The sequence below is a fragment of the Bacillus cereus group sp. BfR-BA-01356 genome (genome assembly GCF_022663635.1).
GTDB classification, from domain to species: domain Bacteria; phylum Bacillota; class Bacilli; order Bacillales; family Bacillaceae_G; genus Bacillus_A; species Bacillus_A cereus.
This window is the reverse complement of the sequence record NZ_JAKUFX010000137.1, coordinates 1-15,193: the sequence shown is the minus strand read 5'-3', so window position 1 is coordinate 15,193 and position 15,193 is coordinate 1. Positions and strand designations below refer to the sequence as shown.

Below are 15,193 nucleotides of genomic sequence, written 5' to 3'. Positions count from 1 at the left end.
AGTACCTCTACTACCCTATTAAAAATATTCACCTATTGACATGTAATAACATTTATGAAACACGATATACAAAATTTTGTAAAAATTAACTATTGACAATTTGGAAAATTTATTGGAATTTCCAAAAGGAAAAGTGTGACAAGATATTCCAAGGGTGCTATAATAGGAAATGAGTTGAAAACGAACAGGCGTTTTATACGTGTTCGGTTTTTGTAATATAACTGTAATATAAAAACATTTGCGTTACTGGTAACTTTCGGGTAATATTGGTAGCAGAGAGGGACAAACGGGACAAATCGAGACACGATACATACTCTCTATACAAGTGAAAAGAAGGTGGTGCATATGTAATATGAGTAAACTACTGACTGCGCAAGAGGTTGCAGACTTATTGCGTGTTCATAAAAAGACTATCCATAGAATGATACATTCTGGAAAGTTGGACGCTTCTAAGGTAGCAAACAAATTCCTTATTAAAGAGGAAGATGCAAAAGGACTATTGGAAAATAAAAATAAAATGGACAATTAATAGGAGGAATATTCAATGGAAAACAATACTAAACAATTAAATACAGAGGTTAACGAAATCGCGGTAGTGGACGAGCATGTAAATACAAATGACATCGTGACAGTGGACAAGGTGTCACCATCTATTTTCGAAGCGGATGGAGCGAAAGATGTATTTTTCTCATCTATTCAAAGCAAAGACCGTAAATCAGCTATCAAAGTTTACAACGCTATCAACTCTAGCGAAAATGCGCTAGCAGATCATAGAGGTGAAGTTTTACAAATCACGGACATGGTTGCTCATGCGATTACATTAGAAGATGAAGTTACGAAAGAAAACGTGGACGCGCTACGTGTTGTATTAGTAGCGAAGGACGGAAAAGCATATCACGCAATTTCACAAGGTGTCGTTTCTTCTATTCAAAAGATTATTAGCATTGTAGGCCCAGCACCTTGGAACGAACCTTTAGAAATCGTTCCAGTGGAAGTAAAAACACGTAAAGGTTTTAAAACATTAACTCTTCAACTACAAGGCTAATTTGTAACAAATGAATGAGGGTACACATCGTGTATCCTCTTTTTTTAAAACACAAAAGGACGGTGCAGACGTGAACGCTATTAAAAATTTAGTTCAGGTATCTATTCGGACAAATGAGCGAGAACTAGAATTTGTTTCTTTTAATGGAATGGTTCATTTGAAACAAAAGTTAGAAGATGACGAAACATCGGTAGTGTTAACAAAAGAAGAATTAGGGATAGTTGCAGCTATGTCTAACATTGATAATGTGATAGTAAATTTAATGGATTCTATTACAGAAAAGAAAGCCATGTAAGCCAAAGACCTGTGACCTAGTTGTTACGGGTCACATGGCTTTATAAGTAGGTGATACAATGGCAAATAAACGGTTAAAGAAGAAGCTAGAAACCAAACGTAAAAAGTCGTTACTTGTTTCGGAAGGTTATAGTAAGAAAGAAACAAAGAAGCTGAAAGGTAGAGAGTTAGAAACTGTTTATAAAAAGAAAGCACATAATAGGAAAAACAGAGAGCGCGCTAGAGAAATAGCAAATCTAGCAAAACAGTGGGGACTATCACCGAGTAAGTATAACTCTTGGAAAAAGTTACTTCCCGAAATAGAAAGAATTAAAAAAGAACAAGATAGGGAAGCGCCTTTTCTACTAATATATTATCAAGACTTTACAGGTGAGACAGATAGCAAATTTATTTATGACTTTAAAAAGAGAAACAATACAAGGTCACGAAGTCAAATTACAAAGTCCATAATAGGGTGGTTACAGAACGCGCAAAATAAACTCTTTTTAGGAAGGGTTGCTATGCGTGTAGTTCCAAAACGTGATGTATCTAAAACAAATACACTATGGAAGAATCATGGTTATGTAAAGATATATGTAGGGCAAGGAAAAGACCTAACGAAACTATTAACAGCAATAGAAACGATTATGGTAGGCGTGTATGATGTGAAAGAGCGTGACAAGTATTTAAGGGAACTATTGGACAAGCTACGTTCCTTACCGTATAGACAAGCACATAGGAATGCGGAAGAGATACAAAAGATATATGATGTAAAATCACATGGGAAAGACTGGTGGGATAACGATGACTTCTACTAATAGAAAAAAGCGTAGAGAGATTAAACTCTTTACGCTAGATACTGAAACACGTGGTTTGGACGGCGACGTGTTTCGAATTGGACTATTCGATGGAAAACAATACTATACTGGCTATACGTTTGCAGACGTGTTACCAGTGTTTGAAAAGTACAAAGCATACGACTGTCATGTATATATACATAACCTAGACTTCGACCTTTCCAAGATCATAGCAGAGTTACGTGACTATGCCGAACCGACATTTGATAACTCGCTATTTATCAATGGTAATATAGTAACGTTTACCGCTTCTCATATTATACTACATGATAGCTTCCGATTGCTACCGTCTTCACTTGAAAACTTATGTAGAGATTTCGAGCTTTTAGAAGATGGAAAGAAAGATATTGTCGATTATATGGAAGAGAATCATTTTGGTATTTATAATGTAAAAAATCACAAAATGAATCATCGACTTACAAAAGGAAACTTTTTCAAAACAGTTGACAAAGACGACCCTGTATTATGTGAGTATATGGAGTATGATTGTCGAAGTTTATATAAGATTTTAGAAATTGTTATCGGGCTTTCAAACCTGGACATTGAGCATTTTGTTAATTGTCCAACTACGGCATCATTAGCGAAAACAGTTTATAAGGAACAGTATAAGAAGGATTATAAAGTTGCTATTTCTACAAAACAATATAATCATAAACAGTTAGGAAAAGGACTAGAAGCGTTTGTTAGACAGGGCTACTATGGCGGTAGAACGGAAGTTTTTACACCTAGAATAACAGATGGATACCATTATGATGTGAATAGTTTATATCCTTATGTTATGAAAAATGCGGAAATGCCGGTGGGCTATCCGAATGTACTTGATAGTGAAGAAGCACAACTCTCTTACGATCTATGGAAAAGAAGAAGATTTGGAGCAGGATTTATACATGCAAAGGTATATGTACCAGAGGATAAATATATTCCTGTCCTTCCTAAAAAAGATTACACGGGTAAGCTAATTTTTCCAGTTGGTAGAATAGAAGGTGTATGGACATTTCCAGAATTGGCATTGGCGGAAGCGGAAGGATGTACAATAGAAAAAATTGAAAGTGGCGTTGTGTTTGAAAAGACAAGCCCTATATTCCGCGAATTTATTTCTCACTTTGAGCAAATAAAGAATACAAGTAAAGGCGCAAAGCGCACATTCGCAAAATTAATGCAGAATGCGTTGTATGGAAAGTTCGCTATGCAAAGGGAACGTATCATGTATGCTGACGTGTCACAACGTGAAAAACTTGAGGCGGAAGGGCATACTGTAAGTAAAATCATTTATGATATGAATGGAATTTACATGGAGTTTTTGGAGTATGATGGCTATGCAATGGCAGAGTATATTCAACCACATATATCAGCTTATATTACTTCTATTGCTAGAATTATATTGTTTAAAGGTTTGAAATATGCACATGCAAAAGGGATTCTTGCGTATTGTGATACGGACAGTTGTGCAACAACTACAAAATTCCCGGACAAGATGGTGCATGATAAAGAATATGGAAAATGGAAGCTAGAGGGATATGTGATTGAGGGACTATATTTTCAACCTAAAATGTATGCTGAAAAAACAATTGAGGGTGGAAAGTATAAGGAAGTATTACGAATGAAAGGTGTTCCGAAATGGGTAGTAGAGGAACAACTAGATTATAATTCATTTAAAAAATGGTACTTACAAGTAAAAAGAGGAAAAGCGGAGATTCCTATTTATAAAGGCGGGGAACGCGTCCAAAAATTCTTGACGAAATCTAAGAATAATATTGAAATGAACGAACTAGCGGAAATGCACAAGACAATTAATTTTGCTAGGGAGCAAAAAAGAAACATTGACTTAAATAAAAACATTACCTCACCTCTAGTTCGGAATGACTATGGTGAAAATAAGGACGAAAAGTCAAAATATGAGTTTGACGAATGGTATGAAAGATTAGACGAGTTTAACGATGATATGAATGCTGTAGAGGAACTTTGTATGAAGTTTGGAAAGATACAAATACCGGAGAAAAAACAAAGGAAGTTATACGGTTTATATAAAGAGTATTCTTCAAAAGCGAAAGCTATGTGTTTTTCCAATGAGGGATTACCAATCCAAGACTGGTGTAAAAAGACAGGATGGGACATGAAAGAACTATTAGGCGAATTAAGTTTCTTATAATAGGGAGTGACGAAAATGTTGACGCCAAGGGAACAGGATACGTTAGAATGTATAAGCGGGTATATGGAAGAGTTTGGGTTCGCGCCGAGCGTGCGAGATATGGCGAGTCGTATGTACGTAAGTCATAAGACAGCACATCGTTATTTAATGCAATTGGAAAGTAAAGGACGAATTAGGAGAGTACATCAAAGACCTAGAGCCATCCAGTTGTTATAAGGAGGGAAAGGTATGCGTGACAAATTGCTTGACTTTATCATCGAACTATCACAATCTAGCACACAAGTCGTAAGCAAGAAGTATGTCATCGACAGGTTAATGCAAGTAACAAAAGAAGACTATAAGGAAATGGAAGAGAAAGTGGAGGGGAAAAGTAAATGAATATGTATGTTGTTACATTAAGTCATTATACAGATGATGCTTACTTTGAAATTGAATGCGTTTGTCCAACAAAGGAAATAGCAAAAGAACAAGTAGAGAAACTACAAAGGGAAAAAGACCCGACATATAATGAATGGAAATACAGTTGGGATATTGTAAAAGTAATAAGTGGAGGGGAATAAAAGTGACTGATGAAAGAAAGGCCTTATGTTGGCAAGCATTATGGAAGTATGCTATGAAATCCAATGATGATGAATTAATTAAGTTATTGGAAGAAATAGAATGGATCGTTGAGAAAGAAAAACTTAATTATAATATTCAAAGTTTATATCCAGAGGTAATGAAGGACTAGCAAAAAGTTGCTAGTCTTTTTTATTTGTCTAAAATGACACATGTGTGACGTTATGTGGAACACCCGTTCGTATTATAGTATACATATAGCAAACAAACATTCGATAAGGAGTGAGATACATGGAAGACTTTAACGAATTTAAAGATGTGGAATCTTGCAAAATTATTATTAAAAATCTTATTTATTATGCGTCATTGATTATGACAAAAGAACAACTATTAAAATGGGAAAATTCTATGCTTTACGATGGTGAAGTGAAAGAAATGATTAGTACCATGTCTGCTAGTTTGCATAGCCATCACAGTGCTTATAAGGAGGGTAAATAAATGGACAGACAAAAAGCATTTGAAGATGAATTGAAAGTATTAGAGGAAGAACATGAACGCGCACCACTTTTAAAAACAATGGGTACGGGTAAAAGTTTCTTACGATTAGATAATCTCCAATTCTTTGCACGTAAGAAGGACGAGGAAGAATTGGACGACATCAATGACGATGAGGAAGAGGAAGAAGAGGAAGAAGAAAAGCCGAAACCAAAACGCAAACCAAAATCAAAAAGCGAGGAGGAAGCACCAGCATGGGCACAAAAGCTGATAGACCTAGTAACACCGAAAGTGGAGGAGCAACAGGGAACGCAAAAAGTACCAGTTCCACCGAAACCAAAAGTAGAGGAAGACGAGGAGCCGGAAGTGGAGGAAGTGGAGGAAACGGACAAGCCGAAGAAAAAGGGCTTCCTAAATTGGCTGTTTTAGACGTTCCCGGTAAAGAAGCGGAAATGTCTGAAGAGGAAAAGAAGCTAGAAGAGAAGCGCAAAAAGGACAGGGAACGAAAAGCCCGTTCGCGCGCGAATACAAAATCTTCTTCCCGATCTAGCGGGAAATCAAAAGCACCGTCAATGGAAATCTTGCAATTGAAACCAATTCTAATGACAGTGTCACAAATGGTGGCTACCCGTGAAGGGTTTGAAATATGGGCTTTAAGTGAAACAGAAATTAATACGCTATGTGAACCGATAGAGAACATGTTAGCAAAAACCGCAGCACTCGAAAAAGTCGGGGAAAATAGTGACGCGATTGCTCTTGCTATCGCATGCTTTACAATCTTTGTACCAAAATTCTTAATGTGGAATGCCACAAGAAAACAGAAGAAAGCGCAGGTGGTAACAAATTATGCTAAATCAATTCAGCCTACCGGAAATACCGGGGGAAACAAAACAGGAACGACTGGAGCAAGTAGCGGACCAAGTGTTGGAAAACCTTCCACTTCCAGTCAAGCTTTTAGCGGGGAACTCAATCAACTCATTCCGGCAAGCGCTCCATTTTGAGGACCTTGACGAACAAATCGACAATGGACTTGAAAAGCTGAAAGAAGTGATTGACTATGTCCAATACGGTACTTATCCGGGCGAGTAGGTGTATCTATTCTATTCCGCTTGATGATTGGCGTACAAATTGGTGTCCGTGCTTACCAAAACTGGACGAGTGGTTTGTAACGATTGGTGAGAAATATGTGGTCTTTGAATACGGCGATATTTGCCACCGTATGGATGAGCATTATTTCAACACGTTACTACCACGTATCCCCTATTCGTCACGATTTAAGGCGTTACGAAATGGAAAAGGTGTATTGCGCACGGAAATGAATTACAGCAAGAAGGGAATGAAGAAACATGCAAGCAATCCCGACTGACCAACATGTTTTTATAGCTGGTAAAACAGGTAGCGGAAAATCGTTTCTTGCTGAGGTTTACCTAGCCGGGTACGATCATGTGATTATGTTAGATACGAAAGGACAGTCACTTGAAAGACGGAAGAAAGGCGAGAACCTATGGTATGGGTTAAAGGAAGGGAAAGACTTTGTACTGGTCGAGACACTGGAAGAAGTAGCCGAAGCCCGCACGAAAAAGGTAATTTATTGTCCGATTCCGGAAGAGCAAGATGAAGAGTATTATGACGCGCTTATGAAATGGGTGTATGAGCGACATAACACAATTTTATGGATAGATGAGTTAATGCAAGTTTGTCCAAGTCCAAGTAAGTATCCGTATCATATGAAACACCTCTATCAGCGAGGACGCTTTGTGGATTCCGTCGTATGGGCATGTACACAAAGACCTGCAACCATTCCATCGGATATTATGTCCAACTCTACACACTTCTTTATTTTTGATTTGAATAAAGTGGCGGATAGAAAACGTGTCGCCGATGATTTGGGGTCTGATATGTTTATGGACAAACCGGGCTATCGTAATTTCTGGTATATGCGGGATAGTGACGACGAACCCGTTCGCGCCACTTTGAAACTTTGAAAGGGGGTGACAATGTGGAGGGTAAATTTGCAGGGGTCGGACTGAAAAATATTATTGTCCTATGGCTCATGTTTGTACTGTTAACAGTCATGGCGAAAGCAATTTTAACAAAACATCCGGTTCGTGGACTTAGTGAAGTTGTCCAAGCCGTATAGGAGGGTGTCATGGAAGCATTAGAAATAATCGTTATGACGGCTGTTCCGTCATTTGCATTAGGGACATTCTTCGGAATGAATGTAGAATTTTTTGTATCAAAAAGGAGGAAACGAAATGGGTAAACTATTTAGCCCGTCATGGTGGGTATCCATGTTTGTATCAACATTTGTCACAATGTTTTTCATTTATCTAATTAAAAAAGGTTCAGCGAAGTACAATATTCCGGTTGTAAGACCGATTGCGGAGGCGGTATAACATGCACGTAGTTGACATTTTAGATGTAAATATGAATCGAATTAATACGCATTTCAGCGCGACAAAACCAACGTTCCAACAATTAGTAGATTATAAAAATCGCTATGAAAACGGTGCGTTTGTGGCAACGTCTGAACGTTTCGCGGAATTTGAATTATTCGAGGGCGCGCGTAAAGAACGTTTAGCGGAAGAACAAAAGCAAGCGGAATTAGAACGTATTAAACAAGCCCAACAAGCTGAAGGAGGAACAAACTAATGGCACAACAGAAAGAGCAATATTCACCGCAACAACGCGCGATGATCTGGGCGACGTCAACGCGTCAATATCAACAAACATTGCCTACACAAGTAGTCACACAAGAAGGTATGACACTTGATTTTACGTTACCAAAAGCACGTCTATTAACAAAGATATGGTTACATGTCAAAGCCGTAGCCACGTTGAAAAGCTCTAGCGGGAACATTCAACGTGACCCGATGTCTCCATATGGTATTTTACGTCGAGTAGAACTCAACTTAAATAACGGCTTCTCACCTTACATTGTATCAGGTAAAGAACTGTTTATGTATAACGTTTTACGACAACATCCGGACGTATTATTACCAGGTGCAAATAAACAATCATTAAACTTTGTAGAAAACGTAGCAACAACGGCTGGTAAGGACAATGAAATTCAATTCACTGTACCGATTCCGGTAAGTTTAAATGACCGTGACCCTGTAGGAATGGTTATGCTGCAAAACAACACGGCTAACGTGAACTTGACAGTTTCCGTTGACCAATTGGCGAATGCATACAAATTAAACGCTTCAAATAGTGACCAAGTGACATTTAAATCTATGTCAATCACGCCTGTAATCGAAACATTTTCGATTCCTTCTATTCCGGGCGGTCAACCGGATATGTCTGTACTGAAACTCGTACAATCAAAATCGGACTTATTCTCGGGCGGTGGACAAAACATTTTAAAACTAAACGTAGGGACGATTTATCGTAAACTACTATTCTATATTGAGGATTCAAACGGGAAACCGCTAGAGCCGAAAGACTTCACGGGTAATATGGAACTTGTCTTTAACCAAGCGGACACACCATACAATATCAAGCCGGAAGTGTTGGTTCATAAAAACCATAGTGATCTAGGTTATCCATTACCACCGGGTGTGTATTGCTTTGACTTCAGTAACCAAGGTGTACCGAATTTAGGAGGTAGCCGTGACTATATTGATAGTGAGCGATTAACGGAATTCTGGTTCCGCTTCTCTACACAAGTAGGCGGGAAAGTCACTGTTGTATCGGAAACATTATCACGACTACAAATGTAAGGGGCTTTATGCTCCTTACCTATTTATAAGGAGGGAACAGAATGGGACTGAATCATTACTATCACGATCTATACCCGGATACGGGGTTTCGTACAACAAGCGGAACGACTGTAGCGGAAATGGGTGACCAAGTTGTATTAGTGGATGAAAAGGACATCAAAACAGACGTAAAGCCAAAGAGTGACCCAGTAACAGGGGCAAGCATTTGGAAGTCGATTGGTCTATTTATCATTATCATAATCGCATTCGGTTATGTGGCGGGGAGGTTGTAAGTCATGAATGAGATTGCTCAATTTATTAGTCAAGTCGGATTCCCGATTTTTACGGCTATTTTTATGATGACAAAACAATCAAAGGACACACAAGCCATGACGGGTGCGTTAACGGATTTAAAAATAGCAATTGAAAAGAATGGTGGCGGTAAGCATGAGTAAATCATTAATTCTAGTTGTTGCCATTCTTGCTTTATGGTTCTTTGTAATTCGAAAGAAAAAGGCGTGATGACATGTGAACAACGACGCGAAAGGTTTAACGTTTCTCACTCTATCCCTTTTGTTTTTATGGCTCGTGTTTGACGATTTTGTCGGGAAGAAACGTCTCTCAAAATTGGTGCAAATGATGACACCAGACTTATCAATGCCTAGTCCGGGAGAGGTTGCTGAGAAAGTCGTGGACGGTGCGAAAGAGTCCGTAAAAGAAACGGCTAAGGATACAAGGGAAGCACAAAAAGAAGCGGATAAAAAAGCGGGAGAGATTATGTTTGAGAAGCCCGCGAAAAATGAAAAAGACCCTAAAAAGAAAGAAGTATTAGAACGACTTTCTGAACAAAGCAAGAAACGTGCTGAAACGAACGCGTACAAAGATAAGGGGTGGCTCGGCTACAGTTGGGAAGACTTATTTGAAGATACGTGGGGTACGGTGAAAGGGTGGTTTAAATGAAAGAATTTACGGAGTCAATGCCATTCGTCATCTTCTTTATGTCCGTGACCGTCCTGTTGCAATCCTTTACGAATGAACGTGTAACAAACGGATTTTTGCTACTCGTGTTAATGAGTATGATTGTTACAAATTCAGACAAATTTATAAAACTATTAGATGGGGTGAGAGTATGACGAAAGTGTTCGATATGATCGCGGGAATTGGATTATTGATTGGTATTTATCTATTCCTCTCAAATGGTCGTGAAACCGTATCTATCATTGAATCAATGGGTAAAAACTCAATTGCGGGTATCAAAACATTACAAGGACGATAGGAGGAAATCACATGGATTACAAGCGCGACAATTTAAATCGTCACGCGTTCCAAGCGCTCAACAAGCCAGTCTATGAACCCTCTATCAATCTGAATGTGGAGTTTGACGAGTACCTCGGCTCTTATGCCTTATTAGTAAAGCATACGGCAAAGCAACCGAAAATGGTGGTTGCTGACCCGATAAAAGAGCCGTGGGAGAAAACACGACCAAACTTGCAAAACGAACAAATTCGAAGAGAGGATTTCCCGCAAGGCTACTATTTCGGGAATCCCATTATGGGGGTGTAGGGAATGCCAGAATTTGAAAGACTCGACCCTCCTGCAAGCGGTGGGAGTGGCGGAAAACATAAACCGAAGTTTGACAAAAAACAAAAGATGCTATTACTAGGAGGCGGAATTGCCGTCGTCCTAGTGGCTCTTTTTATGAATAAGGCAAAGCATAGCGGTGGTTCATCGCAAGAAGCCGTAGAGGAAGAATTGAAGGACTACTATACAAACTATCCAACGCTCGGTAGTCAAAATGCTGTTGTGCAAGATGGAATGAACACGCTTGTCGGGCGACAAGAAGAATTGCTTAATTCCATTTTAGAACTGCAAGGGAAGAAAGACCCTGCTGAACTAACAAAGATTTATGTCACATTCGATAACAGTGATGAAGCGTTAAAACGTCAACAATATTTAATTAATTCTGGAGCAAGTACGACATATGTCAGAAAACAATTCATTAAAGATGGATGGGCGGGCGCGAAGGATTACTATGTTGTGGAAGCATACGGAAAAGACCGTCAAGAAATGGCTGACCTTGTGAAAAAAGGTGTCCAAGACAAACAATGGGGCGGAATGGAAGTCGGGAAAGTGAAGACCGGGGACGCACCAAGCTATGGCGCACATTCTAGGAGTTATTAATTAATGGCTCTAGATGTTAGACCATTCATAAACGACGCCCAACGAATCCAAAAAGAAACTGGAATCCCTGCTTCTATTATTCTCGGTCAAATGGTGTTTGAATCTAGCGGAAAGAATCCCGGCGGAATGTCCGGTCTTGCCTATAATGCTAAGAATCTATTTGGCATTAAAGGTGTCGGACCTGCCGGAACACATACTGTATGGTCACAAGAGTATGACGCGGGCGGTGGTCGTGTTTCTGGATTCCGGAAATATAACAGCTACTATGAGTCGATGGCTGACCATGCTCGGTTGCTGCAAACACCGCGCTATGCGTCCCAACTAAAAAATGCGAAGACATTTGAGGACTTTGCGCGCGGGATTAAGGCGGGCGGATACGCGACTGACCCCAACTATGCGGGACAATTGATATCTATTATTAAGCAAAACGGATTAGACAAGTATGACGACGGGACGCCATACACCGGAGAGGGAAGCGTTCCTGCCGGTGGAGGGAGTGATAAACGTGGAATATTCACAAGTGTCGCTAATGGAGTCATTCGCGCCTTGCTTATCTTATTGGCTTTTGTGGTTTGTGTTCTCTTTTTTGCCAAGGCATTCCCACAAGTGGAAGCTACGGCAAAGAGCGGAGCAAAGAAAGTTACAAAGTCATCCTCACGATCTAGAGGATATAAAAAAGTAAAACCGAAAGGCGGTGCTACGAATGGCGGAACTACAGGGACTCAAACTAAACGACAAGTTGAAGCAAGTATATGACAAGGCGTTATCCCTTGGTTTGCGATTCACAAGCGGATACCGCCCCGGTTCTACCGGACCAAGCGGGAGACCGGATAGCCATTCCCAAGGCATGGCTATGGACTTCGCGGGTTCGAAAGATAAAATGGACGAATTTGCGAAATGGGCGAAAACGTCACCGCTATTTACGGAAGTGTTATGGCAAACTGCTGGACACTACGATCATGTACACGTCGGGTGGCAAGAGGGAAAACACCAAGCCGGAAAGATGTACGTAGGCGATAAAACATTGATCGACAGGCCCACGGGTGACGGTGGCGGTGCCCTAAGCACGGGGACGGCTTCCCCAAATTCCGACAAAGGATTTATCACAAGTGCATTTGTTGGAATCGTTCGTGCTGTTATGATTCTTGTCTTTCTGATCGTAGCTGTATATTTCTTCTTCCAAGCATTCCCGGATATAAAAGTAAAAGTATTTTAAGGAGTTGAAAAACATGTTAAAGGATAATACATGGCGTGAGGTCACGCTCACACTACCGCCTAAAATGGCGTATACACATCATTTCATTGATACAAACCCAAACCATTATGACATTAACAATCTATCTGTAGCGACGCTATACGCGGGCGTTCGTGTCCTACCAAGTCCAAGAGAATACGAATTACTTGTACCGGGTAATGGACGAAACATTTTAGCAAGGAAAGAAGGTTCTTCCCAAATCCAAATTTATAACGATAGTGCGGATGCTGCAAGAATCATTTTAACATCGTTTAACGAACCGTTTAACCCTGCTGTACTAGCAAATAGCGGAAGTGTTGCCCCGATTTCAAACGGTGGCGGTGGGGTAAGTGATACCGTCACGGTAAAAGGATTTACAAGCGCGTTACCTGCTGGGAATAACAATATAGGTAAAGTAGTTGTCACGGAAATGCCTACCATTCCAATTGAGTTTAAAACATTACCATCGGGTACAAATATGATTGGTAACGTAGGTGTCACGAAACTACCGCCACTTGCTGAAGGTGAAAGTCATATCGGAAGTGTGAATGTACAAGGTGGGGTTTCGATTTCCAGTATGCCACCTGTACAGGTTACGAATGACCCGGTGCGAGCAAGTCACTTCTATTTCGAAGCAATGATCGGGACAGGGAACTATGTATGCAATGTAGGTGACGTCATTAAATTCTCGTACTTAGTGAATGAAGGTGACACCGATCTATTCCTAAACTTTGATGATAATACATTAAATCCAAATTTATTATCCGGTAAGAATGTAACCATTCGTTTGAAACCCGGTGAACAATTATCAGAGTTTACGAGAAAAGCAAATAAAATAACATTTGTGCGCCAATCCGGAAATGGAATGGTTCGGCTGTTAGGGGTGTAATAGATGGGGCTTGTTAAACCATTTCCAGTTATAGAAACAAAAACAAAGAGGATACCGCAAACGAGCGAAAGACCTCTTTATTATAGGGTTGCTAGAATCCAATCAAGAAACCCAGTTGATAGCGCGGAAGGGTCTGTTCTTCAAGGACAACTTTTCCCGCAAAGTAACTTTGGATTCACGGGTACAACGCAACCGTTATACACCTTTTCATTTGGTGTTCGAAACGGCGGGCCCGCTTCACTTATCAAACCATCCCTACTAAAAGTAGGAGATTCCCGCGAAGATAGTTACCGTTTTGAAATATACAAAGACGGGGAAGGGTTTCATGTTCTTTATCTTGTTCTATCTCCCTATTCAAAGGGTGGTGTATTCGTCTATCATGCAATTGAATGTAAAGAGTATTTTGAGGTGGACACGGAGTTTACCGAACGTGGATATACCCTTGTTTGGTCAAGTGTAACAGGTGATACACAAGGCGTATATGAAGGCGGGCGAAGACTATTAACGGAAAGCAAAGCCGAAGAACTCTATTTGAAAAAGAATACAATTGGATTCCGTCAAGTGGCACTAGACCCCGCGACAGGTTTTTACCATCGTGGTGACGGGTTACTTTATACCAAGCGAGGGGACATTGTAACACTATTCGGTGACCTGCTACATGGTAACGGTGGTGCTTATAAAATCGTGGGACGTGTACCGAAAGAGTTTGCCCCGTTATACGAAACAGTTATACAGGCTATGTATTCGAAAGCTGATTCCACATATGGAAGTATGACAATGATCGTAGACCAAGCCGGACAAATTATACAAATGGAAAATAGGGTGAATGGTGACCCGAACGCAACAAATACCAAAATCAGTGGCACATGGCAATGTGCATATTAAAGGGAGGAAAATTAGAATGGGACAATTAAAAACTTTTCACGCGGGGCATAACTACTTTGTGACAGGAGCACATGCAAATGGGTACAAGGAGGAAGTCGAAACAAGACGAGTCGTGCAAAGAATCGCTGAATTATGCGAAGAGAACGGAATTCACTATGCAATCACTACAGACAACGACGGACGCACACAACGCCAGAATTTAAACAACATCATAGCGAATTGTAACAGCCATACAAGAGATCGTGTGGACGTAGCGATTCACTTCAACCAAGCAACGTCAGAAAAAGGCGGTGTCGAGGTTTGGTATTATGACCAATATAATTTAGCTTCTAAAGTGAGCGAAGCCGTGGCGGGTGCGCTAGGTATCGCAAACCGTGGAGCGAAGCAAGGGAAGGAATTAGCGGTTCTGAATGGGACAAATGCTCCCGCTATTTTAATAGAGGTTGCATTCTTAAACAATCCGGGGAATATGAAAGCGTACGAGGAACGATTTGAAGCCGTTTGCCGTGCGATAGTGCAAAGTGTTACAGGTGTGAACCTTAAGAACTATCAGGACTTACCAACGGTGAATGCGGACAAGTATTACCGTGTGAACTTCGGTGACTTTGATAGCTTTGATTGGTTAGCGGGTGTTAAGAAACGAGTAAACGAAATATTACCGGGTCACGGTTGTTGGATTGCTTGTCTAGCGGGGAACGCACATCGAATCCTATTAGGTGACTACGGAAGCCGAGAGGAAGCACAAGCGGTCATTGATAGATTGAATCAAGAGTTTCCGAATAGTGGAATATGGTTAGAAGAATTGTAAAATAGGAAAGAGTTGTGGAATTGATTCCATGACTCTTTTTTATTTTGTTTATATCGTGGAACATAGATGTTTATTTGTGTCAATGGGTAATATTGGTAAAAGTGCTAGTAGGGATACT

The 15,193-nt window shown here is 40.2% G+C and carries 29 protein-coding genes; all 29 read left to right on the top strand.

Annotated elements, in window-relative coordinates:
* The first annotated feature begins 352 nt into the window (after window positions 1-352).
* Window positions 353-529: a helix-turn-helix domain-containing protein gene (locus MR168_RS28065; protein ID WP_015976754.1), complete on the top strand. Its 177-nt coding sequence runs from the start codon at window positions 353-355 to the stop codon at window positions 527-529.
* Between the two features lie 15 nt (window positions 530-544).
* Window positions 545-1,045 carry a hypothetical protein gene (locus MR168_RS28060; RefSeq protein WP_242291663.1) on the top strand — a complete coding sequence of 167 codons (501 nt, stop codon included), beginning with the start codon at window positions 545-547 and terminating at the stop codon, window positions 1,043-1,045.
* Between the two features lie 70 nt (window positions 1,046-1,115).
* The gene (locus MR168_RS28055) at window positions 1,116-1,340 is read left to right on the top strand and encodes a hypothetical protein (RefSeq protein WP_228492150.1); all 225 of its coding nucleotides are present in this window, start codon (window positions 1,116-1,118) and stop codon (window positions 1,338-1,340) included.
* A gap of 58 nt (window positions 1,341-1,398) precedes the next feature.
* On the top strand, window positions 1,399-2,136 hold the full coding sequence (locus tag MR168_RS28050; RefSeq protein ID WP_242291662.1) for a hypothetical protein: 738 nt from the start codon (window positions 1,399-1,401) through the stop codon (window positions 2,134-2,136).
* Complete coding sequence (locus tag MR168_RS28045) at window positions 2,099-4,324, top strand: DNA polymerase (RefSeq protein WP_242291661.1); 2,226 nt, start codon at window positions 2,099-2,101, stop codon at window positions 4,322-4,324. Before MR168_RS28050 ends, MR168_RS28045 begins: the two co-directional genes overlap by 38 nt.
* Window positions 4,325-4,339: 15 nt before the next feature.
* The gene (locus tag MR168_RS28040) at window positions 4,340-4,540 is read left to right on the top strand and encodes a LexA family protein (RefSeq protein ID WP_000957403.1); all 201 of its coding nucleotides are present in this window, start codon (window positions 4,340-4,342) and stop codon (window positions 4,538-4,540) included.
* 12 nt (window positions 4,541-4,552) lie between these two features.
* On the top strand, window positions 4,553-4,702 hold the full coding sequence (locus MR168_RS28035; protein WP_242291660.1) for a hypothetical protein: 150 nt from the start codon (window positions 4,553-4,555) through the stop codon (window positions 4,700-4,702).
* Window positions 4,699-4,884 carry a hypothetical protein gene (locus MR168_RS28030; RefSeq protein ID WP_242291659.1) on the top strand — a complete coding sequence of 62 codons (186 nt, stop codon included), beginning with the start codon at window positions 4,699-4,701 and terminating at the stop codon, window positions 4,882-4,884. The genes MR168_RS28035 and MR168_RS28030 overlap by 4 nt, the downstream gene beginning before the upstream one ends.
* Window positions 4,885-4,886: 2 nt before the next feature.
* A complete protein-coding gene (locus MR168_RS28025) occupies window positions 4,887-5,054 on the top strand; it encodes a hypothetical protein (RefSeq protein WP_242291658.1) in 168 nt (55 codons plus the stop codon).
* Window positions 5,055-5,173: 119 nt separating this feature from the next.
* Window positions 5,174-5,380 (top strand): hypothetical protein, encoded by a 207-nt coding sequence (locus tag MR168_RS28020; protein WP_242291657.1) that lies wholly within the window; start codon window positions 5,174-5,176, stop codon window positions 5,378-5,380.
* A gap of 78 nt (window positions 5,381-5,458) precedes the next feature.
* Window positions 5,459-5,806, top strand: a complete 348-nt coding sequence (locus tag MR168_RS28015) for a hypothetical protein (RefSeq protein ID WP_348980680.1) — start codon at window positions 5,459-5,461, stop codon at window positions 5,804-5,806.
* Window positions 5,794-6,378 (top strand): hypothetical protein, encoded by a 585-nt coding sequence (locus tag MR168_RS28010; protein WP_242291655.1) that lies wholly within the window; start codon window positions 5,794-5,796, stop codon window positions 6,376-6,378. The genes MR168_RS28015 and MR168_RS28010 overlap by 13 nt, the downstream gene beginning before the upstream one ends.
* 345 nt (window positions 6,379-6,723) lie before the next feature.
* The gene (locus MR168_RS28005; protein WP_016090421.1) at window positions 6,724-7,362 is read left to right on the top strand and encodes a hypothetical protein; all 639 of its coding nucleotides are present in this window, start codon (window positions 6,724-6,726) and stop codon (window positions 7,360-7,362) included.
* Between the two features lie 14 nt (window positions 7,363-7,376).
* Window positions 7,377-7,517 (top strand): hypothetical protein, encoded by a 141-nt coding sequence (locus tag MR168_RS28000; protein ID WP_023901797.1) that lies wholly within the window; start codon window positions 7,377-7,379, stop codon window positions 7,515-7,517.
* 115 nt (window positions 7,518-7,632) lie between these two features.
* A complete protein-coding gene (locus MR168_RS27995) occupies window positions 7,633-7,773 on the top strand; it encodes a hypothetical protein (protein WP_242291654.1) in 141 nt (46 codons plus the stop codon).
* A 1-nt stretch (window position 7,774) separates the two neighbouring features.
* The gene (locus MR168_RS27990; protein WP_242291653.1) at window positions 7,775-8,029 is read left to right on the top strand and encodes a hypothetical protein; all 255 of its coding nucleotides are present in this window, start codon (window positions 7,775-7,777) and stop codon (window positions 8,027-8,029) included.
* On the top strand, window positions 8,029-9,099 hold the full coding sequence (locus MR168_RS27985) for a hypothetical protein (protein ID WP_000068587.1): 1,071 nt from the start codon (window positions 8,029-8,031) through the stop codon (window positions 9,097-9,099). Before MR168_RS27990 ends, MR168_RS27985 begins: the two co-directional genes overlap by 1 nt.
* Before the next feature lie 41 nt (window positions 9,100-9,140).
* Window positions 9,141-9,371 carry a hypothetical protein gene (locus MR168_RS27980; RefSeq protein WP_000523935.1) on the top strand — a complete coding sequence of 77 codons (231 nt, stop codon included), beginning with the start codon at window positions 9,141-9,143 and terminating at the stop codon, window positions 9,369-9,371.
* A gap of 3 nt (window positions 9,372-9,374) precedes the next feature.
* A complete protein-coding gene (locus MR168_RS27975) occupies window positions 9,375-9,533 on the top strand; it encodes a hypothetical protein (protein WP_001002156.1) in 159 nt (52 codons plus the stop codon).
* 73 nt (window positions 9,534-9,606) lie between these two features.
* A complete protein-coding gene (locus MR168_RS27970; RefSeq protein ID WP_242291652.1) occupies window positions 9,607-10,038 on the top strand; it encodes a cytoplasmic protein in 432 nt (143 codons plus the stop codon).
* The gene (locus MR168_RS27965; RefSeq protein ID WP_194786487.1) at window positions 10,035-10,211 is read left to right on the top strand and encodes a hypothetical protein; all 177 of its coding nucleotides are present in this window, start codon (window positions 10,035-10,037) and stop codon (window positions 10,209-10,211) included. Before MR168_RS27970 ends, MR168_RS27965 begins: the two co-directional genes overlap by 4 nt.
* Window positions 10,208-10,354: a hypothetical protein gene (locus tag MR168_RS27960; RefSeq protein WP_194786486.1), complete on the top strand. Its 147-nt coding sequence runs from the start codon at window positions 10,208-10,210 to the stop codon at window positions 10,352-10,354. The genes MR168_RS27965 and MR168_RS27960 overlap by 4 nt, the downstream gene beginning before the upstream one ends.
* Before the next feature lie 11 nt (window positions 10,355-10,365).
* Window positions 10,366-10,641, top strand: a complete 276-nt coding sequence (locus MR168_RS27955; RefSeq protein ID WP_242291651.1) for a hypothetical protein — start codon at window positions 10,366-10,368, stop codon at window positions 10,639-10,641.
* Between the two features lie 3 nt (window positions 10,642-10,644).
* Window positions 10,645-11,259, top strand: a complete 615-nt coding sequence (locus tag MR168_RS27950; protein ID WP_015976772.1) for a hypothetical protein — start codon at window positions 10,645-10,647, stop codon at window positions 11,257-11,259.
* A gap of 3 nt (window positions 11,260-11,262) precedes the next feature.
* Window positions 11,263-12,015, top strand: a complete 753-nt coding sequence (locus tag MR168_RS27945) for a glycoside hydrolase family 73 protein (RefSeq protein WP_015976773.1) — start codon at window positions 11,263-11,265, stop codon at window positions 12,013-12,015.
* The gene (locus tag MR168_RS27940) at window positions 11,963-12,475 is read left to right on the top strand and encodes a hypothetical protein (RefSeq protein WP_021729042.1); all 513 of its coding nucleotides are present in this window, start codon (window positions 11,963-11,965) and stop codon (window positions 12,473-12,475) included. Before MR168_RS27945 ends, MR168_RS27940 begins: the two co-directional genes overlap by 53 nt.
* 13 nt (window positions 12,476-12,488) lie before the next feature.
* Complete coding sequence (locus MR168_RS27935; RefSeq protein WP_015976775.1) at window positions 12,489-13,382, top strand: hypothetical protein; 894 nt, start codon at window positions 12,489-12,491, stop codon at window positions 13,380-13,382.
* 3 nt (window positions 13,383-13,385) lie between these two features.
* Window positions 13,386-14,267 (top strand): hypothetical protein, encoded by an 882-nt coding sequence (locus MR168_RS27930; protein ID WP_015976776.1) that lies wholly within the window; start codon window positions 13,386-13,388, stop codon window positions 14,265-14,267.
* 16 nt (window positions 14,268-14,283) lie between these two features.
* A complete protein-coding gene (locus MR168_RS27925) occupies window positions 14,284-15,075 on the top strand; it encodes an N-acetylmuramoyl-L-alanine amidase (RefSeq protein WP_242291650.1) in 792 nt (263 codons plus the stop codon).
* Window positions 15,076-15,193: the final 118 nt, after the last annotated feature.

Excerpts from the sequence above, each read along its gene's own strand:
- MR168_RS28065 (WP_015976754.1), top strand. The coding sequence starts at position 353 with ATGAGTAAACTACTGACTGCGCAAGAGGTTGCAGACTTATTGCGTGTT.
- MR168_RS28060 (WP_242291663.1), top strand. The coding sequence starts at position 545 with ATGGAAAACAATACTAAACAATTAAATACAGAGGTTAACGAAATCGCG.
- MR168_RS28050 (WP_242291662.1), top strand. The coding sequence starts at position 1,399 with ATGGCAAATAAACGGTTAAAGAAGAAGCTAGAAACCAAACGTAAAAAG.
- MR168_RS28045 (WP_242291661.1), top strand. The coding sequence starts at position 2,099 with ATGGGAAAGACTGGTGGGATAACGATGACTTCTACTAATAGAAAAAAG.
- MR168_RS28040 (WP_000957403.1), top strand. The coding sequence starts at position 4,340 with ATGTTGACGCCAAGGGAACAGGATACGTTAGAATGTATAAGCGGGTAT.
- MR168_RS28035 (WP_242291660.1), top strand. The coding sequence starts at position 4,553 with ATGCGTGACAAATTGCTTGACTTTATCATCGAACTATCACAATCTAGC.
- MR168_RS28030 (WP_242291659.1), top strand. The coding sequence starts at position 4,699 with ATGAATATGTATGTTGTTACATTAAGTCATTATACAGATGATGCTTAC.
- MR168_RS28020 (WP_242291657.1), top strand. The coding sequence starts at position 5,174 with ATGGAAGACTTTAACGAATTTAAAGATGTGGAATCTTGCAAAATTATT.
- MR168_RS28015 (WP_348980680.1), top strand. The coding sequence starts at position 5,459 with ATGGGTACGGGTAAAAGTTTCTTACGATTAGATAATCTCCAATTCTTT.
- MR168_RS28005 (WP_016090421.1), top strand. The coding sequence starts at position 6,724 with ATGCAAGCAATCCCGACTGACCAACATGTTTTTATAGCTGGTAAAACA.
- MR168_RS27995 (WP_242291654.1), top strand. The coding sequence starts at position 7,633 with ATGGGTAAACTATTTAGCCCGTCATGGTGGGTATCCATGTTTGTATCA.
- MR168_RS27990 (WP_242291653.1), top strand. The coding sequence starts at position 7,775 with ATGCACGTAGTTGACATTTTAGATGTAAATATGAATCGAATTAATACG.
- MR168_RS27985 (WP_000068587.1), top strand. The coding sequence starts at position 8,029 with ATGGCACAACAGAAAGAGCAATATTCACCGCAACAACGCGCGATGATC.
- MR168_RS27980 (WP_000523935.1), top strand. The coding sequence starts at position 9,141 with ATGGGACTGAATCATTACTATCACGATCTATACCCGGATACGGGGTTT.
- MR168_RS27975 (WP_001002156.1), top strand. The coding sequence starts at position 9,375 with ATGAATGAGATTGCTCAATTTATTAGTCAAGTCGGATTCCCGATTTTT.
- MR168_RS27965 (WP_194786487.1), top strand. The coding sequence starts at position 10,035 with ATGAAAGAATTTACGGAGTCAATGCCATTCGTCATCTTCTTTATGTCC.
- MR168_RS27960 (WP_194786486.1), top strand. The coding sequence starts at position 10,208 with ATGACGAAAGTGTTCGATATGATCGCGGGAATTGGATTATTGATTGGT.
- MR168_RS27955 (WP_242291651.1), top strand. The coding sequence starts at position 10,366 with ATGGATTACAAGCGCGACAATTTAAATCGTCACGCGTTCCAAGCGCTC.
- MR168_RS27950 (WP_015976772.1), top strand. The coding sequence starts at position 10,645 with ATGCCAGAATTTGAAAGACTCGACCCTCCTGCAAGCGGTGGGAGTGGC.
- MR168_RS27945 (WP_015976773.1), top strand. The coding sequence starts at position 11,263 with ATGGCTCTAGATGTTAGACCATTCATAAACGACGCCCAACGAATCCAA.
- MR168_RS27940 (WP_021729042.1), top strand. The coding sequence starts at position 11,963 with ATGGCGGAACTACAGGGACTCAAACTAAACGACAAGTTGAAGCAAGTA.
- MR168_RS27935 (WP_015976775.1), top strand. The coding sequence starts at position 12,489 with ATGTTAAAGGATAATACATGGCGTGAGGTCACGCTCACACTACCGCCT.
- MR168_RS27930 (WP_015976776.1), top strand. The coding sequence starts at position 13,386 with ATGGGGCTTGTTAAACCATTTCCAGTTATAGAAACAAAAACAAAGAGG.
- MR168_RS27925 (WP_242291650.1), top strand. The coding sequence starts at position 14,284 with ATGGGACAATTAAAAACTTTTCACGCGGGGCATAACTACTTTGTGACA.